12 protein-coding genes are annotated in these 16,807 nt (G+C 75.3%); 7 read left to right on the plus strand and 5 right to left on the minus strand.

Features of this window, described 5'->3' with window-relative positions:
• Positions 1-36: 36 nt before the first annotated feature.
• The 4 genes from FHU30_RS42530 to FHU30_RS42545 all read left to right on the plus strand — a co-directional run bounded on the left by FHU30_RS42530 (position 37) and on the right by FHU30_RS42545 (position 6,256).
• Positions 37-1,443: a bifunctional glycosyltransferase family 2/GtrA family protein gene (locus FHU30_RS42530; RefSeq protein ID WP_253883417.1), complete on the plus strand. Its 1,407-nt coding sequence runs from the start codon at positions 37-39 to the stop codon at positions 1,441-1,443.
• Complete coding sequence (locus FHU30_RS42535; RefSeq protein ID WP_253883418.1) at positions 1,440-3,653, plus strand: glycosyltransferase family 39 protein; 2,214 nt, start codon at positions 1,440-1,442, stop codon at positions 3,651-3,653. The genes FHU30_RS42530 and FHU30_RS42535 overlap by 4 nt, the downstream gene beginning before the upstream one ends.
• An 88-nt stretch (positions 3,654-3,741) precedes the next feature.
• Positions 3,742-5,895 carry a mannosyltransferase YkcB-related protein gene (locus FHU30_RS42540; RefSeq protein WP_253883419.1) on the plus strand — a complete coding sequence of 718 codons (2,154 nt, stop codon included), beginning with the start codon at positions 3,742-3,744 and terminating at the stop codon, positions 5,893-5,895.
• 61 nt (positions 5,896-5,956) lie between these two features.
• On the plus strand, positions 5,957-6,256 hold the full coding sequence (locus FHU30_RS42545; RefSeq protein WP_253883421.1) for a 4a-hydroxytetrahydrobiopterin dehydratase: 300 nt from the start codon (positions 5,957-5,959) through the stop codon (positions 6,254-6,256).
• Between the two features lie 67 nt (positions 6,257-6,323).
• On the opposite strand, the gene FHU30_RS42550 is transcribed toward FHU30_RS42545, so the two are convergent.
• Genes FHU30_RS42550 through FHU30_RS42560 form a run of 3 tightly spaced genes read right to left on the minus strand, consistent with a single transcriptional unit; the run spans position 6,324 to position 9,400 of the window.
• Positions 6,324-7,136, minus strand: a complete 813-nt coding sequence (locus FHU30_RS42550; protein ID WP_253883422.1) for an SDR family NAD(P)-dependent oxidoreductase — start codon at positions 7,134-7,136, stop codon at positions 6,324-6,326.
• Positions 7,137-7,148: 12 nt separating this feature from the next.
• On the minus strand, positions 7,149-7,415 hold the full coding sequence (locus FHU30_RS42555) for a hypothetical protein (RefSeq protein WP_253883423.1): 267 nt from the start codon (positions 7,413-7,415) through the stop codon (positions 7,149-7,151).
• Complete coding sequence (locus tag FHU30_RS42560; protein WP_253883424.1) at positions 7,412-9,400, minus strand: hypothetical protein; 1,989 nt, start codon at positions 9,398-9,400, stop codon at positions 7,412-7,414. The genes FHU30_RS42555 and FHU30_RS42560 overlap by 4 nt, the downstream gene beginning before the upstream one ends.
• 176 nt (positions 9,401-9,576) lie before the next feature.
• Between FHU30_RS42560 and FHU30_RS46730 the strand changes: the two genes are divergently transcribed.
• Both FHU30_RS46730 and FHU30_RS42570 read left to right on the plus strand, forming a co-directional pair.
• On the plus strand, positions 9,577-9,996 hold the full coding sequence (locus FHU30_RS46730; protein ID WP_301324439.1) for a cupredoxin domain-containing protein: 420 nt from the start codon (positions 9,577-9,579) through the stop codon (positions 9,994-9,996).
• A 3-nt stretch (positions 9,997-9,999) separates the two neighbouring features.
• The gene (locus tag FHU30_RS42570; RefSeq protein WP_253883425.1) at positions 10,000-11,370 is read left to right on the plus strand and encodes a hypothetical protein; all 1,371 of its coding nucleotides are present in this window, start codon (positions 10,000-10,002) and stop codon (positions 11,368-11,370) included.
• 21 nt (positions 11,371-11,391) lie between these two features.
• Here the strand turns inward: FHU30_RS42570 and FHU30_RS46735 are convergent, their stop codons facing one another.
• A complete protein-coding gene (locus FHU30_RS46735) occupies positions 11,392-13,914 on the minus strand; it encodes an ATP-binding cassette domain-containing protein (RefSeq protein WP_301324440.1) in 2,523 nt (840 codons plus the stop codon).
• A gap of 62 nt (positions 13,915-13,976) precedes the next feature.
• Here FHU30_RS46735 and FHU30_RS42590 point away from each other — a divergent pair, with 62 nt between their 5' ends.
• Positions 13,977-15,218 (plus strand): helix-turn-helix transcriptional regulator, encoded by a 1,242-nt coding sequence (locus FHU30_RS42590; RefSeq protein WP_253883426.1) that lies wholly within the window; start codon positions 13,977-13,979, stop codon positions 15,216-15,218.
• A 230-nt stretch (positions 15,219-15,448) separates the two neighbouring features.
• Here FHU30_RS42590 and FHU30_RS46740 read toward each other — a convergent pair whose 3' ends face one another.
• The gene (locus FHU30_RS46740; protein WP_308211495.1) at positions 15,449-16,546 is read right to left on the minus strand and encodes a 3-oxoacyl-ACP synthase III family protein; all 1,098 of its coding nucleotides are present in this window, start codon (positions 16,544-16,546) and stop codon (positions 15,449-15,451) included.
• Positions 16,547-16,807: the final 261 nt, after the last annotated feature.

Below are 16,807 nucleotides of genomic sequence, written 5' to 3' on the forward strand. Positions count from 1 at the left end.
CAGCGGCCTCCCACGCCGGGTGCCGACGGTGGTCGCATGAGTCACCTGGTCACCACGCGGAGCACGGCCGGCCCGGCCGCGGCGCCGCCTGCTGCGGGGCGTCCCGAGGGGGAGCCGGGCGGGCGGGGGCGGCTGGTCGAGGTCGTGATACCCGTCCACAACGAGGAGCGCGTGCTGGCCGCCAGCGTCCGGCGGCTGCACGCCTACCTGAGCGACACCTTCCCCTACCGGTGGCGGATCACCGTCGCCGACAACGCCAGCACCGACGGGACGTGGCGGCTCGCCGAGGAGCTGGGCGCCGAGCTGCGGCACGTGCGGGCGGTGCACCTGGACGGCAAGGGCCGGGGCCGGGCGCTGCGCCGGGTCTGGTCTGACTCGGACGCCGACGTGGTCGCCTACATGGACGTGGACCTGTCGACGGATCTGGACGCGTTCCTGCCGCTGGTGGCGCCGCTGATCTCCGGGCACAGCGACCTGGCGATCGGGTCGCGGCTGTCGCGCGGGTCGGCGGTGGTGCGCGGGCCGCGCCGGGAGGTGATCTCGCGCTGCTACAACCTGCTGCTGCGGGCGACGCTGGCGGCGCGGTTCTCCGACGCGCAGTGCGGGTTCAAGGCGGGCCGGACCGAGGTCGTGCAGGCGCTGCTGCCGGTGGTGGAGGACCAGGAGTGGTTCTTCGACACCGAGCTGCTGCTGCTGGCCGAGCGGACCGGGCTGCGGATCCACGAGGTGCCGGTGGACTGGGTGGACGATCCGGACAGCCGGGTGGAGGTGCTGCGGACGGCGCTGGACGATCTGAGGGGGATGGCGCGGGTGGGACGCCGGATGCTGACCGGCGGTTTCGGCGCCCCGGTGCCGGGCCGGCCGGACGCCCGGACGCGCGAGGGCGAGGGCGGGCTTCCGGCGGGGATGCGGCGGCAGCTTCCGGTGTTCGCGGTGATCGGTGTGGTGAGCACGGTCGCGCAGCTGGTGCTGTTCGTGCTGCTGCGGCTGGTGATGGGGCCCCTGGCGGCGAACGCGCTGTCGCTGGTGGTGACGACGGTCGGGAACACCGCGGCGAACCGCCGGTTCACCTTCGGGGTGACCGGGGCGCACCGGGCGGTGCGGCACCAGGTCGAGGGCGGGTTGACGTTCCTGCTCGGGCTGGGGTTGAGCACCGGCGGGCTGGCGCTGCTGCATGCGACGGTGACGCGTCCGTCCCGGTGGGTGGAGGTCGCGGCGATGGTGGTGGCGAACGCGCTGGCGACGCTGGTGCGGTTCCTGCTGATGCGCGCATGGATCTTCCATCCGCGCCGCCAGGGCCGCGCACCCCGTCCGCCCGGCACGTCCGGCGTGTCCGGCACGGCCAGCGTGTCTGGTGTGGACGTGACCAGTGTGGACGTTTCCGGTGGCGCTGACTCGGCTGGGGCCGGTGCCGGGGCGGGCGTTGAGGAGGCTGGGCGATGAGCGCGACGGTGACGGCCGGTGCGTCGGAGGGGGCGTCCCGGGCGGCTGCCTCCCGGCGCGGACGGGTGGGACGGCTGCTGCTCGGGCCGCAGGACGATCCGGTGTGGGTGCGTCCGGGATTGTGGGCCGTTCTGGCTCTGGCGGCCGTGCTCTATGCGTGGGGGCTGTCCAAGAGCGGCGATGCGAACTCCTACTACGCGGCGGCGGTGAAGAGCGGGACGCAAAGCTGGAAGGCGTTCTTCTTCGGTTCGCTGGACGCCGGGTCGTTCATCACCGTCGACAAGCCGCCGATGGCGCTGTGGGTGATGGGCCTGTTCGCGCGGGTGATCGGGTTCGGGTCGTGGAGCCTGCTGCTGCCGCAGGTGGTCGAGGGTGTGGCGGCGGTGGCGCTGCTTCACGTGACGGTGCGGCGGGCGTTCGGTCCGGCGGCGGGGCTGCTGGCGGCCGGGGTGCTGACGCTGACGCCGATCACGGTGGCGATCAACCGGGACGACAACCCCGACACGCTGCTGACGCTGCTGCTGGTCGCGGCGGCGTGGGCGACGATGCGGGCGCTGGAGGACGGGCGGCTGCGGTGGCTGGTCGCGGCGGCGTTCTTCGTCGGCTGCGGGTTCAACACCAAGATGCTGCAGGCGTTCATCGCGCTGCCCGCGCTGGCGGTGGCGTACCTGCTGTTCGGGCCGCCGGCGCTGGGACGGCGCGTCCTGCACCTGCTGGCGGCGGGCGCGGCGCTGGTGGTGTCGGCGGGAATGTGGATGGTCGTGGTCGATCTGATCCCGGCGTCGAAGCGTCCCTACATCGGGGGCAGCACCGACGGCACGGTGTGGGACCTGGTGATCGGCTACAACGGTCTGGGCCGGGTGTTCGGCCAGGACCGCGGCGGGCGCGGCGGGGCGGGCGCGGAGGCGTTCCGGGAGTTCGCGCAGCGGGCCGGGGACGCGGCGCAGAACCGTCCGCGGGGCGGTTTCGGCGGCGGTTTCGGCGGGCGGTCGGGTATCGGCCGGATGTTCGCGGCCGAGCTGGGCGGTCAGATCTCGTGGCTGCTGCCGTTCGCGGCGATCGCGCTGGTGGCCGGGCTGGTTCTGGTGTGGCGGCGTCCGCGCACGGATCTGGTGCGGGCGGCGCTGGTGCTGTGGGGCGTGTGGCTGGCGGTGCACTTCGTGGTGTTCAGCTTCTCCGAGGGCACCTTCCATCCGTACTACACGACGGCTATGGCTCCGGCGGTCGCGGCGCTGGTGGGCGGCGGGACGGTCCTGCTGGTCGGTGCGTACCGGCGGTCGGCGGCGTGGTCGTGGGTGCTGGTGGCTGCGGTCGCGGCGACCGGCGCGTGGGCGTTCGTGCTGCTGGACCGGACGCCGCACTGGTATCCGGCGCTGCGGTGGCTGGTGGCGGCGGTGACGGTGCTGGCGGTGGCGAACCTGGCCGCAGGGCGGTTGATGCGGCGTGCGGGGGTTCCGTTCATGCTGGCCGGGCTGGCGTTGGCGCTGGTCGCGGGGTTGGCGGGGCCGGGCGCGTTCGCGGCGTCGGCGGCGTCCAAGCCGGTGGAGGGGACCAATCCGCTGGCCGGTCCGGATTCCGGACGCGGGTTCGGGCCGGGCGGTAAGGCGGGCCGGGGGTTCCTGCGCGGTTTCGGCGGCATGCCTATGCCGCCGGGCTCGAACGGCTGGCCGGGTCAGAACGGCTCGTCCGGCCAAGGCGGCCAGCCGGGGCAGCCTGGTCAGGGGGGTTTCCCGGGGTTCGGGCAGCCGCCAGGCGGGGCGGCTTCGGGTGAGCGGCCGTCGCTGGGCGGACGGCGCGGGTTCGGCGGGCCCGGTGGTGAGGTGAGCGAGCAGATGGTCGCCTACCTGCGGAAGCACCAGGACGGCGCGCAGTGGCTGGTGGCGGTCGGGAACGCGCAGGCGGCGGCGTCGGTCATCCTGCGGACCGGGCGTCCGGTGATCGCGATGGGCGGGTTCACCGGGACCGACAACGCGATGACGGTGGGCAAGCTCCAGTCCTACGTGCGGAGCGGGAAGCTGCGCTACATCGTGCTGTCGGAGGGCGGGATGGGCCCGGGCGGGCGCGGGACGTCCGAGGCGGTCGCGGCGTGGGTGCGGCAGCACGGGACGCTCGTGCAGCCCGCCGAGTACGGCGGAACCTCCACGTCCTCGGCGCCTGGTGCTGGTGGGCCGATGGGAGGCGGGTCGGCGCAGCTGTACCGGCTCGGCTGAGCGTGGATCGGTGCGCGGGTCCGGTTCCGTCCGGTGCGGGGCGTCGTGGCGGAGCCGGGCCCGCGCGGTCATGACAGGAGGGGACGAGATGACGGCGACGGTGGCGCAGGAGAACGCGGCGGTGCGTCCGGACGGCGGGCGGCGTGCGTGGGCGCGGCGCGTGCTGCGCGGTGATAGGGACGATCCGGGGTGGGGGCGTCCGGGGTTGTGGGTGCTGCTGGCGGCGACGGCCGTCCTGTACCTGTGGGGGCTGGGCGCCTCGGGGTGGGCGAACGCGTTCTACGCGGCGGCGGCGCAGGCCGGGTCGGTGAGCTGGAAGGCGATGTTCTTCGGCGCGTCTGACGCGGCGGGCGCGATCACGGTGGACAAGACGCCGCTGGCGCTGTGGCCGATGGCGCTGTCGGCGCGGGTGTTCGGGGTGAACGCCTGGAGCCTGCTGGTTCCGCAGGCGCTGATGGGCGTCGGGACGGTCGCGGTCGTGCATGCGGCGGTGCGGCGGGCGCTGGTGGGCGAGGTCGGGCGTGGGGTCGCGTCCGGTGCGGGGTTGCTGGCGGGGGCGGTGCTGGCGGTGACGCCGGTGGCGGTGCTGATGTTCCGGTTCGACAACCCGGACGCGCTGCTGGTGCTGCTGCTGAGCGTCGGCGCCTATGCGCTGGTGCGGGCGCAGGAGCGCGCCTCGACGGGGTGGCTGCTGGTCGCGGCGGCCGCGGTCGGGTCGGGTTTCCTGGCGAAGATGCTGCAGGCGTTCCTGGTGCTGCCGGTGTTCGCGCTGGTGTACCTGCTGGCGGCGCCGGCGCCGCTGCGCCGGAGGTTGTGGCAGCTGGTGGCGGCGGCCGGGGTGCTGGTGGTGTCGGCGGGCTGGTGGGTGGCGGTGGTGGCGCTGGTCCCGGCGTCGTCCCGGCCCTATATCGGCGGGTCGCAGCACAACAGCGTGCTGGAGCTGGCGCTCGGCTACAACGGGCTGGGTCGGTTGGACGGGAACGAGACCGGCGGGCTCGGCAACACCGACCAGGACGCGGGCTGGCTGCGGATGTTCGGGCCTTCGGTCGGCGGGCAGGTCGCGTGGCTGCTCCCGGCGGCGCTGATGCTGCTCGCTGCGGGTCTGCGGGCGGTGCGGCGGTCGCCGCGGACGGGCCCGGCGCGGGCGGCGCTGCTGGTGTGGGGCGGGTGGCTGCTGGTGACCGGGCTGGTGTTCAGCCTGATGCGCGGGATCTTCCACGAGTACTACACGGTGGCGCTGGCTCCGGCGGTCGCGGCGCTGATGGGGCTGGGCGCGGGCCTGCTGTGGCCGCGCCGCCGGGTCCCGGCGTGGGCGGGGGTGCTGGCCGGGACGGTGGTGGTGTCGGCGGTGTGGGCGTGCGTGCTGCTGCACCGGACGCCGCGGTGGCACTCCTGGCTGACGGCGGTGGTGGTCGTGGCGGCGCTGGCGTCCCTGGTGCTGATCGCGGTGTCGGCGTCGGACGAGCGTGAGCTCAGGAGCGGTCGCGCGGGTCGGGTGCTGGCCGGTGGGATGGTGGCGGCGTCGGTGGTGACGGTGTTCGCGGGGCCGGTGGCGTATGCGCTGGACACCGCGTCCACGCCGCATGAGGGTGCGATCGTGACGGCCGGTCCGTCCAGCGGGCGCGGGCCGGGCGGGTTCGGCGTCCGGATGCGGAAGCGCGGCGGTCAGGGCCCCTGGAGCCGCAGCGGCGCACCTGGCGGGGCGCCGGTTGGCGTGCCGAACGTGATGCCTGGCGGCGGAGGCTTCAAGGGGGCTGGTTCGCAGGCGCTACCGGGCGGAGGGTTCGGCGGCCCGCCGCCCGGTCAGCAGGGATCGACGCGGCCGGCGTTCGGAGGGCCGGGCCGTGGGATGCGTGGTGGTCCGGGCGGTCTGCTGGGCGCGGCGAGGCCGCCGGCGGCGCTGGTGTCGGCGTTGAGGCAGGACGCGTCGTCGTTCACGTGGGCCGCTGCGGTGGTCGGGTCGAACAACGCGGCCGGGTACCAGCTGGCGTCGGGGCGTCCGGTGATGGCGGTCGGCGGGTTCAACGGGACCGATCCGGCGCCGTCGCTGGAGCGGTTCCGGCAGCTGGTGGCGGCCGAGCGGATCCACTACTTCATCGGCGGGGCGATGCCGGGGATGCGCGGGGGCGGGTCGTCCGGCGGGAGCGATGACGCGCAGCGGATAGCCGCGTGGGTGCAGGCGAACTTCACCGCGCGGACGTTGGGAGGGGTGACGGTCTACGACCTGACGGCGCGCGGGTGATGTACTCGGGAGGGAGGGCGGCCGCCGCCGGGGCGGTCGCCGCGTCGGCGAAGGGGGAACGATGCCGGACCTGCTGGACGAGGCCGCGGTCGCCGGGCGGCTGAAGGAGCTGCCGGGGTGGAGCCTGGACGGGCGGGAGATCCGCCGGGAGTTCGAGGCGCCGTCGTTCGCGGCGGGGATCGAGCTGGTGGTGGCGGTGGCGGCGGACGCCGAGGAGGCGAACCACCATCCCGACATCGACGTGCGGTGGACGAAGGTCACTTTCACGCTCAGCACGCACAGCGAGGGCGGGCTGACGCATCTGGACTTCGACGCGGCGCGCCGGATCGACGGGTTGGCCGTCGAGCACGGCGCGCGCTGAGCGGGGCGAGGCGGCGTCGTCCGGGCGGTCCGCCGGGGTCGGGCGGGCCGGTGGTGCCGGGCGGGTGTCAGTGGGTGGAGAAGCCGCCGTCGACGAACAGCGCCTGCCCGGTGACGTAGCCGGACGCGGCGGAGGCGAGGAACACCGCGGCTCCGGCGAAGTCCTCGGCGATGCCGTTGCGTCCGGTGAAGGTGCGGGCGGCGAGCGCCTGGACGAGGTCGGGGTCGTCCTGGAGGCGCTGGTTGAGCGGGGTGAGGACGAAGCCGGGGACCAGGGTGTTGGCGGTGACGCCGTGCGGTGACCAGGCTTCGGCCTGGGAGCGGGCGAGGGCGGCGAGTCCGGCCTTGGACACCCCGTAGGCGCCGCTGGAGACGAACGCCCGGTAGGCCTGCTGCGAGGTGAGGTGGATGAGGCGTCCGTAGCCGCGTTCGGCCATGCCGGGGGCGTAGCGCTGGCTGAGCAGGTGCGGCGCGTCGAGGTTGACGGCCATGGTGGTGTCCCACACCTGGGGGGTGAGGTCGCCCATCGGTGGCCGCAGGTTGATCCCGGCGGCGTTGACGAGGATGTCGGGTTCGCCGAACGGTTCGGCGGCCCGGTCGGCGGCGGCGGCGAGCGCGTCGCGGTCGGCCAGGTCGGCGCTGACGCGCGCGGCGCGGCAGCCGAGGGCGGTGAGGTCGGCGACGGTGGCATCCAGTTCGGTCTCGCGGCGGGCCAGGACGACGACGGAGGCTCCGGCGCGGGCGAGCGCCTCGGCGATGGCGCGTCCGATGCCGGAGCTTCCGCCGGTGACCACCGCGACCCGGCCGCGGAGGGAGAACAGGCCGTCCAGGTAGCTCCCGGACGCGCCGGGGCCGGGTCCGGAGGGTGCGTTGGTGCTCATGGAACGCCCACCCTACGAGAGGGTGCGCAGGTCCGGGCCACCGCCCTCACCGGAATGATCTTCGTGGCCGTCCGCAGCCTCGGGCGCGTCTGACGTCTCGGCGGCCTCGGCGGCCTCGGCGGCCTCGGCGGCCTCGGCGGTCTCGGTGGTGTCGGGGTCGTCGGGGGTGCGGCGGTCGCGCCAGATGATGAACGCGATCACCGCGACGACGACGAAGGTGGGGATGAAGAACGGGATGGCGGTGACGGCCGAGTGCGTGGCGAGCGGCGCGGCGGTCATGTGCCGACTTTCTCGGGCGTGCGGGCGGGCCGGGCGGGTTCGGGGAGGATGCGGGCGATGCGCGCGACGCCCCAGCCGAGCGAGATCAGCAGGATCAAGGTGCAGGCGAGGACGACGGCCGAGCACGCGGCCCACAGCCACGGCGGCAGGCCGGTCTTCAGCTCGCGCTGCAGGATGTGGCGCTCGCCGGTGACGGGGCGGGTGACGTGCGGCTGGGCGGGCAGTTCGGGGGCGTTGATGGCCTTGTCGTGCGGGAGGTAGACCGGGACGGCGGCGAGTTCGCGTCCGTCGTGGAAGCGGATGAGGGTCTTCCACTGGCCGCCGATGGGGGCGGGGACGCGGGTGCGGTAGACGCCGGGGGCGTCCTTGTGGAGCTGCTCGACGTGCAGGCCCTTGCCCTGCCAGGCGGTGATGGCGACCCAGGAGGGGTGGTCGATGCCGGTGCGGGGGGTGAGTTCGAGCCGGACGTCGGCGGTGCGGTCCAGGCCGGTGCCGTGCACGCCGGTGAGGGTGAGGGTGGCGGTCTGGCCGTGCGGGACGATGAACACCTGGCAGTTGGCCATCGCGGCGGCGAACGCGGCGAGGGAGGCGGCGAACAGCGTCCGGGCCAGGGCGGGGGTGTTGCGTCCGGGGGCGCGGCGTCCGGGAAGGCGGCCCTGGAGCCCTTCGGCGAGCAGCGCGCCGCACAGGCCGCCGGCGACGCCGCCGACGACCGCCATGGCGGCGCCCTCGGCGGCGATGTCGCCGGTCCAGGGCAGGCGGAACGCCAGGTGCGTCCAGGCGAACTCGGCGGCGAACCCGGCGGTGCCGATGAGCACGCCGGACACCGCGCCGAGGGCGAGCGGGCGGCGGGCCAGGGCGAGCGCGGCGATCTCGACGCACAGGGCCTCGGCGAAGTACAGCGGGACGGCGGCCCACAGCTCGCCGATGACGCCGGCGACGACCAGTGACACCCCGCCGCGGACGAGCATGTAGAACGCGGTGGCGAACAGCGCGGCGCCGCGTCCGGCCCACAGGCGGGCGCAGACCAGGGCGCATCCGGCGGCGACGGCGATCAGCAGCGGCTGGTGGACGAGCCGGAACTGCGGGACGCCGAAGTCGTACTCGGCCTGGAACACCGACAGCCCGATGAGCAGGCCGCCCGACAGCATGCCGCGGCGGACCCAGCGGAGCCAGGCGGGCGCGTCCGGCCGCACGTCGCCCCCGGTCGCGGCCTCCCCGGTCGTGGTGCTCCCGGTCGCGGCCGGTTTGGCGGCGGCGTGGGCGCGGCGGCCTTCGCGTTCGAGGATCATCATGGCGACCAGGGAGAGCCCGGCGCCGCCGATGAGCATCAGGTGGGTGGGGCCCCAGAGGGTGACGTCCTGGCCGAAGATGCGGTGCCATACGTCGTCCAGGGGGAAGCCGAGCAGGGCGTAGAAGCCGGTTCCGGCGAGCAGGACGCCGCCGGCGGGCGCGTACCAGGTGCGGGTGATCCGGACGGCGGCGGTGCCGGGGCGTTCGCCGTTCAGCGGCAGCACGACGGCGAGGACGCCGGAGGTGAAGATGCCGAACAGGCCGAGCAGGATCGGGTAGTGGGCGATGTTGGCCAGGGGGCCGACGTCGCGTCCGTGGGAGATGTGCAGGGAGATGTCCCAGTACATGCCGAGCAGTGCGGTGAGCAGGGAGCCGAGCGCGAACGCGGTGGGCAGGGCGGCCCAGCCGGGCAGTCCGCGGCCGGGGCCGCGTTCGGCGAGGGCGGCGGCGCGGGTGAGCCAGGTGAGGCGTCCGCTGCGGTGGCCCCAGCCGAGCACCAGCAGCACGGCGGTGAGGACGGCGGCGGCGCCGGAGGCGATGAACACCTGGTCGACGGCGGCGCCGCCGGCGGGTTTGTCCTGTTCGGCCAGGGCGGGGTGCGCGAGGAGGTGGCGCGCCAGGTGCGCGGTGGCCGGGTGGCCGATCGCGCGCGCGGCGGCCTGCGCGCCGCTGTGGGTCAGTTGGTCCAGCACGGTTGCTCCCTTTGCCTGCTCCTTGCGTGTGGGGGTGTGATTCCACCCACCGGCCGGAGTATGCCAGCATCGAATGTGTCATTGTCTAGTGTCACATCGTGTGGTGTGCGGCACCTGGGCGTTTTCCGTTCCGGTCACCGCCCGGTGGTTTTCGGTTCAGTCGGAGGAGGAGCCTCGTGCGTGCGTTGAGAGGGCCGGTGACGGCGGGGGCACTGGTGCTGCTGCTGGCGGCGGGGTGCGGGAAGCCCGCTCCGCATGCGGACGGCGGCGTCGCGCCTTCGGGTTCCGCGCCGGCGCCGGTGAGCCCTTCGGGAGCGCCGCCGGCTGGGGCCGGGGTGGTCGAGGTGCGGGTGTCGGTGGTGAAGGGCCGGGTCGTCCCGCCGTCCCGGACGGTGAAGGTGCACCGGGGCGCGACGGTGCAGATCACGGTGACCAGCGACGCCGCCGAGGAGTTCCACCTGCACGGCTACGACCGGGAGCTGGAGCTGGCTCCGGGGCGTCCGGGGACGCTGCGGCTGGTCGCGTCGGTGCCGGGGGTGTTCGAGGCCGAGCTGCACCATTCGGGCGCGCGCGTGTTCGAGCTGCAGGTGGGCTGAGCCGTGGGGGTTGTCGCCGAGGCGACGCTGCGCGCGGCGGGCGTGCGGCTGGCCGGGTCGGGCGGCGGCGGGGGTGTGCTGGCGCACGGGCTCGGCGGCCGGACGGATCTGCCGATGGACGGGGTGACGGCGATCGCGGGCGGTGGCGCGGCGGTGGCGGTGTCGTTCCTGGCGCTGACGGTGGCGTGGACGCGGCCGCGGCTGCGTCCGGACGGAGGCCGTCCGCTGCCGGCGGGGTGGGCGCGGCTGCTGGACGCGCCGTGGCTGACCTGGGCGGGCCGCTGGGCGGCGCTGGTGCTGACCGCGGCGGTGGTGGCGGTGGCGTTCGCGGGTCCGTCCTCGGACGCGCGGAACCTGGCGCCGTGGGCGCTGTTCGTGACGTTCTGGGTGGGGTTGGTGCCGGTCAGTGTGGTGTTCGGGCCGGTGTGGCGGCGGGTGAACCCGCTGCGGACGCTGCACGCGGCACTGTGCGGTGTCGCGCGCGTGGATCCGGCCGGGGTGCGGGCGCTGCCGAAGCGTTTGGGCTGGTGGCCGGCGGCGGGGTGGCTGCTGGGGTTTGTGTGGCTGGAGCTGGTCGCGCCGCATCGCAGCGATCCGCGGCTGGTCGGGTGGCTGGTCGTCGAGTACGCGGCGGTGAACACGGGACTGGCGGTGTGGTTCGGGCGGGACTGGTTCACCCGGGGCGACGGGTTCGAGGCGTACTCGTCGCTGATGGCGCGGATGTGCCCGGTCGGGCGGCGTCCGGACGGGGTGCTGGTGTGGCGGACGCCGCTGACGGGGCTGGTCGGCGGGGCGGGTGAGCCGGGCCTGGCCGCGGCGGCGTGCGTGCTGATCGGGTCGACGGGCTTCGACGGGGTGACGCGCACGACGTACTGGCGCGACAGCGTGAACCCCGCCGACATCCCGGCGGGGACGGCGGGCCTGCTGGTGTCGGTGGGTGTGGTCGCCGGGCTGTACTGGTCGGCGATGTGGTCGGGTGCGCGGTTGTCGGGGCAGGACGCGCGGGAGTGGACGGGCCGGTTCGCGGGATCGCTGCTGCCGATCGCGCTGGGGTACACGGTCGCGCACTACTTCTCGTTCTTCCTGCTGGAGGGGCAGACCACGGTGATCCTGGCGAGCGATCCGCTGGGGCGGGGCTGGGACCTGCTGGGCTCGACGGGCCATGTCGTCGACTACGGGCTGCTGACGCCGTCGGTGATCGCGCTGGTGCAGGTGAACGCGATCGTGCTGGGGCACATGGCGGGGACGGCGACGGCGCACGACCTGGCGCTGCGGACCGTCCCGGCGGGGCGGCGGCTGGCGGGGCAGGCGCCGCTGGCGGTGGTGATGGTGTGCCTGACCTGCGCGGGCCTGTTCGCCCTGCTCAGCGGCTGACGCCGTGCTCGTGCCCGTGGGTCATGCGGCGGGCCGGCCTGCGGGGCGGGTGGCGTTGCGCAGGTGGGGGGCGGTGGGCGAGTCGGGGTCGTCGCGCAGGGCGGCGGGCGGGCCGGTGAAGGTGAGGCGTCCGCCGCGGGTGCCGCCGCCGGGGCCGAGTTCGATGATGTGGTCGGCGTGGGCGATGACGTCGAGGTCGTGCTCGACGGTGATGACGGTCGCGCCGTCGTCGACGAGCCGGTCGAGCAGGGCGAGGAGCGCGGTGACGTCGTCGCGGTGCAGTCCGGCGGTCGGTTCGTCCAGGACGTAGAGGCCGGCCGCGGCGCCGGTCCCGCCGCGTCCGGTGTTGGCGTGCCCGGTGTTGGCGTGCCCGTTCTTGGCGTGTCCGGTCCGGTGGAGGTGGGCGGCGAGTTTGAGGCGCTGGCGTTCGCCGCCGGACAGGGTGGTGAGGGGACGGCCGAGGGTGAGGTGGCCGAGGCCGACGCGGTCGAGGGCGGTGAGCCGGGCCTGGACGGCGGGTTCGGGGAAGATCTCGGCGGCCTGCGCGGCGGTCATGGCCATGACCTGGGCGATGGTGTGGCCGCGCAGCGGGTACCGGGCGGTCTCGGGGCGGTAGCGGGTGCCGTGGCAGGTGCGGCAGGCGGTGGTGACGGGGTCGAGGAAGGCCAGGTCGGTGGTGACGGTCCCGGCGCCGTCGCAGCCGGGGCAGGCGCCGGTGGAGTTGTGGCTGAACAGGCCGGGGTCGGTGTCGTGCGCGGCGGCGAACAGGCGGCGGATCGGGTCGAGCAGCCCGAGGTGGGTGGCGGGGCTGGCGCGGCGGGAGGCGTTGATCGGCGACTGGTCCACGACGGTCGCCGCGGGGTGCGCGGCGGGCAGTAGCCGCGCGGCCAGGGTGGTCTTGCCCGCTCCGGCGACGCCGGTGACGCAGGTGAGCACGCCGGTGGGGAACCGGACGGTCGCCGGGTGCAGGTTGTGCGGGACCGGGCCGTCCGGGCCGGTGAGGTCGGCGGTGGTGTCGACGGTGAGCCATCCGGTGGGGCGGCGCGGCGCGGTGTTGAGGACGGCGGGACGGGTGAGGGCGCGGGCGGTGGGGGTGGCGGCGGCGCGCAGGGCGGGCAGGTCGCCGCTGAACAGCAGCCGTCCGCCGTCCTCGCCCGCGCCGGGTCCGAGCTCGACGGCGTGGTCGGCGGCGGCGATGACGGCGGGGTCGTGGTCGACGGCGATGACGGTGTTGCCGCGGTCGACCAGCCGCCGCAGCAGCCCGGTGAGGCGGTCCACGTCGGCGGGGTGCAGGCCGGTGGACGGCTCGTCGAACAGGTAGGTCAGGCCGGTGAGGGTGGAGCCGAGGTAGCGGACGGCCTTCAGCCGCCGCGCCTCGCCGCCCGACAGGGTGCGGGTGGGGCGGCCGAGGGTGAGGTAGCCGAGCCCGGCGTCCGCCAGGCGGTGCAGGCGGGTGAGGGCGTGCTCGGCGATCGCGGCGGCGACGGGCCCCTGCTGTTCGGCGATGCCGGTGAGGACACCGATGAGCTCGGTGGTCTCCATGCGGGTGAGTTCGGGCAGGGTGCGTCCGGCGATGCGGGCGGTGCGGGCAGCAGCGTTGAGGCGGTCGCCGCCGCAGTCGGGGCAGGTGCCGCGGGTGGTGACGGCGGCGACGGCGCGGCGGTGCGAGGCGGGCTGGTCGGCGGTGTCGCGCCGCAGGTACATGCGCTCGAACCGGTCGGCGAGCCCTTCGTAGGTGTTGCCGCGGTCGCCTCCGACGCCGCCGTCCCGCGACACCTTGAAGCCCTTGCCGTGCAGGAGGGTGTGCCACTGCTCGGGGGTGTAGTCGCGCAGCGGAACGGTCGGGTCGAACAGGCCTGAGCGGGCGTGGGTCTGCCAGACCCAGGTGCCGGTGCCGAACGGCGCGAAGCGGATCGCGCCGTCGTCCAGGGAGCGGTCGCGGTCGAGGAAGGCGTCCAGGTCCAGGCGTGTGACGGCGCCGAGGCCGTGGCAGGCCGGGCACATGCCGTCGGGCTCGTTGAACGAGAACGCCGACGCCGGCCCCGCCGCAGGCTCACCCCCGCGCCCCGCGGCGGGCTCGCTGCCGTCCGCGCCACCGCGTTCACCGCCGTGCCCGGCCTTGTGCCCGGCCTCGTGCTCGGTTTCGCGGGCGTCGGGGCGTTCGGCCGCGTGGGCGGGGTCGGGGTGGGCGCAGCGGGAGTACAGGACGCGCAGGACCGGGAGGATGTCGGCGGCGGTGCCGACGACCGAGCGGGCGCCGCCGCGCGGGGGCCGATGGTCGACGACGACGGCGGGGGTGAGGCCGTCGATCAGGTCGGCGTCGGGGCGGGGGTGGCGGGGCATCCGGTCGCGGACGAACCAGGGGAGCGTCTCGGCGAGCTGCCGGTTCGCCTCGGCGGCGAGGGTGTCGAAGGCCAGGGTCGACTTGCCCGATCCGGACACGCCGGTGATCGCGACGAGGCGGTGCCTGGGCAGGGCGAGGGTGAGGTCGCGCAGGTTGTGCTCGCGGGCTCCGGTGATGGTGATGGCGTCGTGGTGGTGCATGCCGGTGACGGTAGGCGGCGATGAGGTCAGTTCCTGTCCTCGTTGGCGGGCATGCTGGGGGTATGGACGGTGAGCCGGAGCACATGCCGGAGGTGGACGGCGCGTCGGGGACGGCGGCGCGGCTGCTGGGGTTGCTGCAGGCGCGGCGGGAGTGGAGCGGGCCGGAGCTGGCGCGGCGGCTGGGGGTGTCGGTGCGGACCGTCCGGCGGGATGTGGACCGGTTGCGGGTGCTGGAGTACCCGGTGCGGGCGGCGGCCGGTCCGGTGGGCGGGTACCGGCTGGAGGCGGGTGCCGCGGTCGCGCCGCTGCTGCTGGAGGATGCGGAGGCCGTCGCGGTCGCGGTGGGTCTGGTCGCGGCGGCCTCGGGCGGGACGGCGGCGGGCGCGGCCGGCGCGGTGGGCACCGGTGAGCCCGATGGCGGGGACGGGGAGGCGGCACTGCGGGCGCTGGCGAAGCTGGAGCGGGTGCTGCCGGGCCGGTTGCGGCGCCGGGTCGCGGCGGTGGTGGAGGCGACGGTGCCGGTGGACGGCCCGGACGCGGGCCCGCGCGTGGATCCGGGTGTGCTGGCTGCGCTGGCGGGGGCGTGCCGGGACGGTGAGCGCGTCCGGTTCGGCTACCGGGACCGGGAGGGCCGGGTGTCGCGGCGGCTGGTCGAGCCGTCCGCGCTGGTGGCGTCGAGCCGCCGCTGGTACCTGGTCGCCTTCGACCCCGGGGCCCGCGACGTCCCGCTGGGCGACGACGCCTCCGCCGCCCGCGCCGACTCGGCCGGCGAGGCCGCCCCAAGCGCCCAGGACGATCCGACCGGCCGGGCCTCTGTGGGCAAGCCCGCCGACCGGCGCGGTCAGCCGGGCCAGGGTGATCGGACAGGCCGGGGTGATGGGGCGGGCCGAGGCGGTCGCGGTGCGGGGGCTTGGCGGACGTTTCGGCTGGATCGGGTGGAGGAGCTGTTGCTGACGGGGGTGCGCGGGGAGCGGCGCGAGGTGCCGGGCGGGGATGCGGGGGCGTTCGTGCGGCGGGCGCAGGCGGGTGGCGCGCCGCTGGTGCGGGCGGTGCTGCGGGTGCATGCTTCGGCGGAGGTGCTGGCGGACCGGTTGCGGGTGGGCCGGGAGGAGGTGGAGCCCCTGGAGGACGGGACGTGCCTGCTGCGGACGGTCCCGGGTTCGCTGGAGTGGGTCGCGATGCGGCTGGCGCATCTGGAGGTGGATTTCACGGTGGTGGAGCCGCCGGAGCTGGCCGTCCGGCTGCGCGAGGTCGGCGCCCGCCTGCTCCGCGCCGCCGCGCCGGACCCCGACGCCACGGCCTGAACGTGAGGCGGTCGGCGGCGGCCGGTCGGCTGCGGGAGGTCGGCGCGCGCCTGCTGCGCCGCCGGCCCTGACCCCGGCCCCGGCCCCGGCCCCGCGGCGTGAACCCGCGCCAGTCTGCGAACGCGGGGCGGGTTCGCCCGCGCCGCGTCCGCGGGCCCCGGGGGCGAGACGGGCCGACCGCCCGCGCGGGGGCGGACGGTCGGCCGGGATGGTTGACGGGTTCGTGCCGGTCAGCGGGTGTCGGGGTGGGGTCGGTCGGGCGGGGGCCAGGTGATGAGGGTGTGGGCCCAGGTGAGGCCGGCGCCGAAGCCGGCGAGCAGGACCTGGTCGCCGGGGCGGACGCGGTGGTCGCGCAGGGCGCGGTGCAGGGCGTAGGGGAGGCTGGCGGCGCCGATGTTGCCGACGTCGTGTCCGGCGATGGCGAGCTGGTCGGGGTCGAGTCCGGCGGTGGGGGCGAGGGCGGCGACGAGTTTGGGGTTGGGCTGGTGCGGGACGACCAGGGCGAGGTCGGCGGGTTTGACGCCGGCGGCGTCGGTGGCCTCGCAGACCAGGCGGGGCAGGATCTCGGCGATGAAGGACCGGACGGCGGCGCCGTCCATGTGGATGGTGTGGTCGAGCGCGGCGATGGTCTCGGGGGTGGCGGGCAGGCGGCTGCCTCCGGCGGGGATGAGGACGTCGTCGGCGCGGGTGCCGTCGGCGCCCATGCCCATGGTGGTGATGCCGTAGGGGGCGGGGACGGGGCCGAGGACGGCGGCGGCGGCGCCGTCGCCGAACAGGGCGCTGGTGGCGCGGTCGCGGGGGTTGAGGAAACGCGAGTACACCTCGACACCGATGACCAAGGCGTAGGGGCCGCCGGGGGGAGCGTTCCGGGCGGTCTCGGAGGCGGGCGGTTCGGTCCCGCCGGGTCCGGCGGGCCGGGGCTCGGTGGTGGTGGGACGGGTGGTGAGCAGGGCGGTGGCGGTCTGGAGGGCGTGGACGAAGCCGGTGCAGGCGGCGGCGACGTCGAAGGCGGCGGCGCGGTGGGCGCCGAGGAGCGCCTGGACGCGGCAGGCGGTGGCGGGTCCGAGTTCGTCGGGTGTGGAGGTGCCGAGGACGATGAGGTCGAGGTCTGCGGGGTCGATGCCGGCGTCGGTGAGGGCGCGGCGGGCGGCGCGGGCGGCGAGGTCGGAGGCGGCCTGGTCGGGTGCGGCGCGGTGCCGGGCGCGGATGCCGGTGCGGTCCTCGATCCAGCCGGGGTCGAGGCCGAGGCCGGTGGAGATGTCGGTGCTGGTGATCCGCTGCTCGGGCAGGTAGGCGCCGGTGCCGCGGATGGCGTACGGGATCGTCACGTCGTTCTCCCCCCATCCGGCCGGGGGCGGCCGGATCCTGGTGGTCGGTGTGCGGCGCGGCATTTGTCGTGGTTTGTGTTGGTTCGTCCTTTCAGGTCGGGTTGCCGTGGAGTCGGTGTGTGGTGGCCCGCCGGTCGGGTGGGCGGGGAACCGCTTGTCGCCGCCCCGATTCCATGAGTGAATAATCCCATTTCTTAACTCACGTTCCATATCTACTTGTTGTGTGGCGTTTGTCTGTCGAGAAGTGGAAGTGTGCCTTCC

Origin of the sequence: Actinomadura rupiterrae (genome assembly GCF_024172125.1) — a bacterium.
GTDB classification, from domain to species: domain Bacteria; phylum Actinomycetota; class Actinomycetes; order Streptosporangiales; family Streptosporangiaceae; genus Spirillospora; species Spirillospora rupiterrae.